This window comes from Treponema endosymbiont of Eucomonympha sp. (assembly GCF_001028545.1).
The window spans coordinates 1-6,141 of sequence record NZ_BBPW01000042.1 but is presented as its reverse complement, the minus strand read 5'-3'; the positions used below and the strand labels follow the sequence as shown (position 1 = coordinate 6,141).

The window sequence follows — 6,141 nt, the reverse complement described above, 5'->3', positions numbered from 1 at the left end:
AATAGTTGATATTCGCTTCCGTATCCTAATTCCATTTCTGCCATAAAGAGCCTCCAGTTGTTTTTGTAACGGCTGCGTCTGTCCCCGCAGCCGTTCCGCTCTATTATAGGAAATGCATATCGAGTGTCAATAGGCTTTGTCTTTATACCGCGTATAGGCAAAACCCACTTGCCGGGTTCCTTGCACGGGTAACATCGTTGACTTTTTCTCCGCAGGAATACTAAAATCGGCGACACTGGGTGTCGGCTTCCGGCGCGTGCCCGCCGTTCCCGCGCCGCGAGGGAGCGGCGAAGCACGACCCGAATAGCGCATCTGCAAAAAGAACCTTGAAATGGCGCGGAGACGGGGCGATAGACACAGAACTGACCTATGGTAAAGGAGGCACAACCGAACGCTTGACAGGCGCACGCCGCGCCCATAAACTGCCCGAAAGCCATGAACCTGAAACGCGCGCACGCACGCGGCTCGGTGCCGCTCCACTCAATGTCCGATGTCGCCTTTTTGCTACTCATCTTCTTTATGCTCGTGTCGCTCAACAATTACCGGAAAGAAGTGAAAATCGAATACCCCGAAGCGGAAACGGCGCAGCGCACCGGCGCGGCGCAAAACCTTGAGATATGGCTCGACCGCGAAGGCGCGCTCTATCTGGACGGGACGCGCTGCGCCCTTGCGGATATCGAAGCCGCCGTTACCGACCGCTGCGCCGCCGCGCCCGATACCCGCGTGCATATCATTGCGGACAAAGCGACGCCGTTTGAATACGTGAACGGTGTGCTCGGCATTCTGCAGCTTTTGGAGCGCCGCGTCGTGAGCTTTGTGGCGCGGGACGCATAAGCCTGCGCCGCACGGCGTCCGAGGAAACCAGCCTACCGCGCACCCGGCGCTTCTATGCGGGCGCACAGCAAAACGCCGCCGGGAACGGGCGCGCCTTCCGGCACTGAAGATGGGCGGTACGGCGGAATATACGCCGCATTTCCACCCAAACGTTTAACGCTCTGCCCCGCTCTTTTGTATATCGTTGCCCTGCCGGAACACAAGTTGACGCTTTGCCGTTCCTGTGTTATATTCTCTCATAGAGAAACGAAGCTTCCAAAATCGCTGATTTTGGAAGCTTCGCATATTTTTTAGCTTTGCCAGAAGCCTGAATTCCTGCGTGCTGAACGCCGTTCCGCGCTCCGGCTTCACAAAAAGAAGAAACCATGCAGATTTTTGATACTCACGCCCACGTTGGGCTTATCCGTGATGACCCTATTGGGCAGGTTCGCGTCGTGCAGGAAGCGAAGCAGTGCGGCGTTGCGCGAATCATAAGCATTTGCAACAGCCTCCGCGATTTCGGCACCGTATACCCGACGCTCAAACTCGTTGCGGGCGTGTATCACGCGGTCGGAGTCGCGCCGTCCGAAGTGAGCCGTCCCGGCAAAAACTGGGTGCAGACGGTTGAAGACGGGCTGAAGCAGCCGAACGTGGTTGCGGTCGGGGAAACCGGCTTGGATTATTTCCGCAAATTCGGCGACAAGCGCTCGCAAATCGAGCTGTTCATTACGCAGCTTGAAATCGCGGAAAAGCACAACAAGCCCGTCGTCATTCACAACCGGGACGCGGGGAAAGATATTCTGAACATCCTTGCCGACCGTAATCCGTCCGCGGGCGCGGTGCTACACTGCTACTCAGAGAATGCCGCGTATGCGAAGCAGGCGCTCAAATTCAACGTGTATCTTTCGTTCGCCGGAAACCTGACCTACCGCAATGCGCGGAACCTGCACGAAACGGTGCTGAACATTCCGGTCGAGCGGATGCTCGTCGAATCCGAAAGCCCTTTTATGGTTCCCGCCCAGTACCGCGACAAGCGCAACGTGCCGGCATATCTGCCGTCTACGGTGCAGTTCTTAGCTGAAATGCTTGAAATGGATATCGAGGAACTGTGCGCACAGCTTTGGAAGAATAGCTGCGCGTTCTTCCGCCTGCCCGAATAATGCCCCCTGCCCCGCAGCTTTATCATCCCGTTACCGTCGGCAGCCTTCGTTTGGAAGGGAATCTCTTCCTTGCGCCGGTTGCCGGCTATTCGGACCGCGCGTTCCGCTCCGTCTGCATAGAAGGCGGGGCGGCGTTCTGCTGCACGGAGATGATTTCCGCCGAAGCGCTCGTCAGAAATACGGGCAAAACCGAGTCGCTGCTGCGGCGGGCTGACAACGAAACGCAATACGGCGTACAAATTTTCGGCGGGAATCCCGAAGCTATGAGCCGCGCCGCCGAAATCGTTGCCGAGAAAGCGCAACCGTCCCTCATAGACATAAACGCGGGCTGCCCTGTGCCGAAAGTCGTCAAAACCGGCGCGGGCGCGGCACTCACCCGTGACCCCGACAGGCTGTTCGCCGTAACCGCCGCCGTGGTTAAAGCGGTGTCGCCGCTGCCGGTTACCGTCAAAATCCGCTCCGGCTGGACGGCGGAGTCGCTTTCGTGGAAGGAAGCGGCGCGTGCCGCAGCGGAAGCCGGCGCGAACGCGGTTACCATTCACCCGCGCACGCGGGCGGCGGGATACGGGGGCAGCGCCGACTGGGGCATTATCGCGGAGCTGGCGGCGTGCCTGAAGGGGAAAGGCGTCCCCGTGTTCGGTTCGGGCGACGTGTTTTCTCCGGAAGACGCGCAGCGAATGCTCGAAACCACCGGAGCCGACGCCGTGATGTTCGCCCGCGGCGCGCTCGGCAACCCGTTCGTCTTTAGGGAGACGCGGGAACTGCTCGAAACCGGCGCGTATGCGCCCGCGAGCAATGAGGCGAGAATCGAGGCGGGGTTTCGGGAATTGGAACGGCTCGCCGCAGACGAGGGGGAAGAAGCCGCCTGTCGCAAGATGCGGAAGCGGTTCTGCGCGTATTCAAAGGGCGTCGCGGGGGGCGCGGAACTCCGCAAACTGCTCACCGCCGCCGAGCGCATAGCGGATTACCGGCGCGCGTTTCAAGACAGCGCCGCCGCTTGCTTGACACACGGCGGGCATATTTTCTAGCATTTGCCGAGAACGCATCGTCGTTATTAACGGAGACAATCATATGGACACGGCACTGTGGAATGAGCTTGCAAAGTGGAAGGCGGAGTACCGGTGGGTGGATTTGAGCTTTGAGCTGAGCCCCGATACGCCGCACTGGCACGGCTTCGACCCGCTGGGAGTCAAAGCGCTGTACACGTTTGAGGGCACCGGCAACGTATTTCAGTCGTTCCAGTACACCATTCCGGGGCAATACGGCACGCACACCGATTTCCCGCGCCACTTTGACCCGAAGGGACGTTTCGCCCACGAATTCGGCGTACAGGATATGGCGTATCCGCTCGCGGTCATAGATAAATCGGCGGCAGTCGCCGCAGACGCCGACTACCGCCTGACCAAGCGGGACGTGCTGGACTGGGAAGCGGCATACGGGCGCGTTCCGGAGGGCGCGTTCGTCGCGTTTCGGAGCGACTGGTCGAAGCGGGCGGCGGCGGCATACGACAACAATGACGCGGACGGCAACGCGCATTATCCGGGCTGGGACCTCGGCGCGCTGAAATACCTGCTCGACGAGCGCGGCGCGGCGGCGATCGGGCACGAAACGCCCGACACCGATTCCGCCGCCGGCGCCGCGGACAGCGGCATGATATGCGAGGATTTCGTGCTGAAGCGCGGCAGGCTGAACGTGGAACTCGTGGCAAACCTCGACCAAGTGCCGCCGGTCGGGGCGATCGTCTTTGTCGCGTTCCCCAACGTGAAGAACGGCGTCGGCTTCAACAGCCGCGTGTTCGCGGTCGCCCCGAAATGACGCACGAGCGAACGAGAGGCTCTCGTGTGGGCGAACGAGAGGCTCTGTTCTAGGTAGTGTGGACTAGATAGAGGAAAGAGGTAAAATGGGAAACATGAAAGAAAATGAAGGCATTCACCGGCACGATATAAGCGACGAGGCGCGGGAACGGATAAAAGAACTGCCCGGATAGGCAGGGAAACACGGAAGCGCGGCTGACGCGCACGGGTGCTCCGTGGAGGGATATACCGCCAGAATTCAGGAACCGGAACAGCATACACAAGCGGTTTTGCCGCTGGCGGAATAAGGGAATATGGAAAACGCCGGCGGACGCTGCAATAGGCGAGCCTGCCGGGGATATCTTTATGATAGATTCGATGTATATCAAGGCATGCGGGGCGCACGGCGGCAGGTGAGGATATCAGCCGCACAAAAGGGGGCTGAACAGCGAATTACACTTGGCAGTTGACGAATACGGGATACCGGCAAGCGGCACTGTCGCGGATTGTAATCAAGCTCCTCTCCTTATGGAGGATTTGGAAGCGGAAGCGTTCCTTGCGGACAAGGCGTATGAAGCGAACGAACTGCTCGACATGCTTAAGGAAGCGGATATAGCAGCAGTCATCCCTCCGGTTAAAAGCCGGAAAGAGCAGTGAGCATACAATCATAAACTGTATCGGGCACGTCATTGAAAATGTCTTTCGCGCCCTCAAGCGCCGGCGGGGAATTGCCAAGCTCTGCGCAAAGCTTGCCTATTCCTTTATCGCCGTCATTCATGTCAGGTGTTTGTTTCTCTACCTTTAAGTCCACACTACCTAGCGTGCGGTGAATCCCCGCGACTGCTCAAAGTGCTGTATGAACGCGGCAAGCCCGCTATGCAGCCCCTGCGCGATTTTCTGCAGGTATTTTGGGTCGCGCAGACGCTTCGCCTCTCTGGTATTGGAGAGGAAGCCGATTTCCGCAAGCACGCTCGGCATGTTCGCGTTGCGGACGACGAAAAATGTCTCGCCTTTTATGCCGCGCACCGGGCTTTCGCGGCCGATTTCCGCCTTCAGCGCGTCCAAAAGGAACTTTGCAACGAGCGTGCTTTCCTTCATATATTCCTCTTCCGTCATCGAATTCAGAATGGCGAACAGCTCTTTGTCCTCGACGGCGGACTGGGAAAGCACCGGCTTGGCGCGCGCGTGGTCGGGGCTGAGATACCAGACCTCGAAGCCGGACGCGCTGCTGTTCAGCGAGGAATTCACGTGCACCGATATATAGATGATAGCCTCGTTGGCGCCGAGCGGCACCGAGTTTGCGAGCTCGACGCGCTCTTCAAGCGACAGATAGGTGTCGTCGGAGCGGGTCATCAGGATATTTTTGTCGGGATAGGCGGCTTTAAGCCGAGCGTACAGCAGGCGCGAAACCGACAGCGCGATATCTTTTTCATACACGATGGTCTTTTGCCCGTTTACGGTAACATACCCCCGGCAGCCCGTGTCCTTTCCGCCGTGTCCCGGGTCGATTAAGACGGCGCCGATTCGATATAAAGGCAAGGCGGACGGCGGCAGAGCAAACAATTCGGCGGCGGCGGACAGAAACGCCTCCGAGACAAGGACGCTGCCGCTTTCGGCGCGGGGCGGGTCAACAAGCGCGAGGCGCGCCGAGTCCAGCAGCGCGAGCGCGTCGCCGCAGCGGAACGACAGCCGATGCCCGTTCTTTTCGAGCATCCCACTGCCGGTGAGCGCGTCCCAATACAGCAGCGCGCCGTTTTTTTCCGCCGCCTCCGTCAGGCTGACCGCCGCCGCGGACGCGGGGGCTGCGGAAAGCGTCAGGCACAGCGCGGAAAATAACACCGCCAGACTCGGTCGAACCGCCGTTTTCATGCTCTTATTTTCGGTAATCGAAGCAGCAACATAACGCCTTGTCGGCTTGCGCAGCGGACTATCGGCTTCCCTGTTTTCGAACTTTCCCGCGTTACGCGCCGTTTTGCGCCGGTCGAATCCTTCGGGTTCTGTTCAGGATTTTTAGTTTGACCGCCATACGCCTCTCCGTACCGCTCAAAGTTATGTTGCGCATAGCGCGGCGAATATAAACCGCCGTGAAATTTTCTTCTGAGGACGGTATGTCTCGTGAAAAACCTCTGCATCTTTTCGGCGCGAGATGCAGAGGTTTTTAGAAAGAGAAGCGGAGGTTTTTGACACGAAATGCGGGAGTTTTTCCTTTTATATATACACTCCTTTGGACAGACGCCTGTTCGTCAATCTAGGTAGCGTGGACTGGAAGGTAGAGAAACAAACACCTGACATGAATGGCGGCGATGAAGGAAGCGGTGAGCTTTGCATAGCGCGTAGCAATTCCCCGCCAGCGCTTGAGGGCACGGAAGACGGTT

The 6,141-nt window shown here is 58.6% G+C and carries 9 protein-coding genes and 1 pseudogene; 6 read left to right on the top strand and 4 right to left on the bottom strand.

From position 1 onward, the window contains the following. Positions 1 to 435: 435 nt before the first annotated feature. The 4 genes from AWU74_RS03245 to AWU74_RS03225 all read left to right on the top strand — a co-directional run bounded on the left by AWU74_RS03245 (position 436) and on the right by AWU74_RS03225 (position 3,788). Positions 436 to 834, top strand: coding sequence for an ExbD/TolR family protein (locus AWU74_RS03245; RefSeq protein WP_062327540.1), 399 nt, complete (start codon positions 436 to 438; stop codon positions 832 to 834). 365 nt (positions 835 to 1,199) lie between these two features. Then, entirely contained in the window at positions 1,200 to 1,973 is a 774-nt protein-coding gene (locus AWU74_RS03235; RefSeq protein WP_062327532.1) for a TatD family hydrolase, read from the top strand. Beyond that, on the top strand, positions 1,973 to 3,001 hold the full coding sequence (dusB, locus tag AWU74_RS03230) for a tRNA dihydrouridine synthase DusB (protein WP_062327529.1): 1,029 nt from the start codon (positions 1,973 to 1,975) through the stop codon (positions 2,999 to 3,001). Before AWU74_RS03235 ends, dusB begins: the two co-directional genes overlap by 1 nt. A gap of 43 nt (positions 3,002 to 3,044) precedes the next feature. Continuing rightward, positions 3,045 to 3,788 carry a cyclase family protein gene (locus tag AWU74_RS03225; RefSeq protein WP_062327526.1) on the top strand — a complete coding sequence of 248 codons (744 nt, stop codon included), beginning with the start codon at positions 3,045 to 3,047 and terminating at the stop codon, positions 3,786 to 3,788. A 49-nt stretch (positions 3,789 to 3,837) separates the two neighbouring features. Here the strand turns inward: AWU74_RS03225 and AWU74_RS10135 are convergent, their stop codons facing one another. After that, complete coding sequence (locus AWU74_RS10135) at positions 3,838 to 3,993, bottom strand: hypothetical protein (RefSeq protein WP_238580150.1); 156 nt, start codon at positions 3,991 to 3,993, stop codon at positions 3,838 to 3,840. Between AWU74_RS10135 and AWU74_RS13335 the strand changes: the two genes are divergently transcribed. Together AWU74_RS13335 and AWU74_RS10125 are read left to right on the top strand one after the other, a co-directional pair. Continuing rightward, positions 3,983 to 4,183 (top strand): transposase, encoded by a 201-nt coding sequence (locus AWU74_RS13335; protein WP_162504731.1) that lies wholly within the window; start codon positions 3,983 to 3,985, stop codon positions 4,181 to 4,183. The two genes, AWU74_RS10135 and AWU74_RS13335, sit on opposite strands and share 11 nt — an antisense overlap. Positions 4,184 to 4,225: 42 nt before the next feature. Further along, positions 4,226 to 4,423 carry a hypothetical protein gene (locus AWU74_RS10125; RefSeq protein WP_162481713.1) on the top strand — a complete coding sequence of 66 codons (198 nt, stop codon included), beginning with the start codon at positions 4,226 to 4,228 and terminating at the stop codon, positions 4,421 to 4,423. Here AWU74_RS10125 and AWU74_RS11505 read toward each other — a convergent pair. The 3 genes and pseudogenes from AWU74_RS11505 to AWU74_RS10120 all read right to left on the bottom strand — a co-directional run. Beyond that, a complete protein-coding gene (locus tag AWU74_RS11505; protein ID WP_187150812.1) occupies positions 4,401 to 4,544 on the bottom strand; it encodes a hypothetical protein in 144 nt (47 codons plus the stop codon). The genes AWU74_RS10125 and AWU74_RS11505 overlap by 23 nt on opposite strands. 38 nt (positions 4,545 to 4,582) lie before the next feature. Continuing rightward, positions 4,583 to 5,635 (bottom strand): N-acetylmuramoyl-L-alanine amidase family protein, encoded by a 1,053-nt coding sequence (locus tag AWU74_RS03220; RefSeq protein WP_062327523.1) that lies wholly within the window; start codon positions 5,633 to 5,635, stop codon positions 4,583 to 4,585. A 379-nt stretch (positions 5,636 to 6,014) separates the two neighbouring features. After that, a pseudogene (locus AWU74_RS10120) lies at positions 6,015 to 6,141 on the bottom strand (IS5/IS1182 family transposase); the annotation flags it as partial.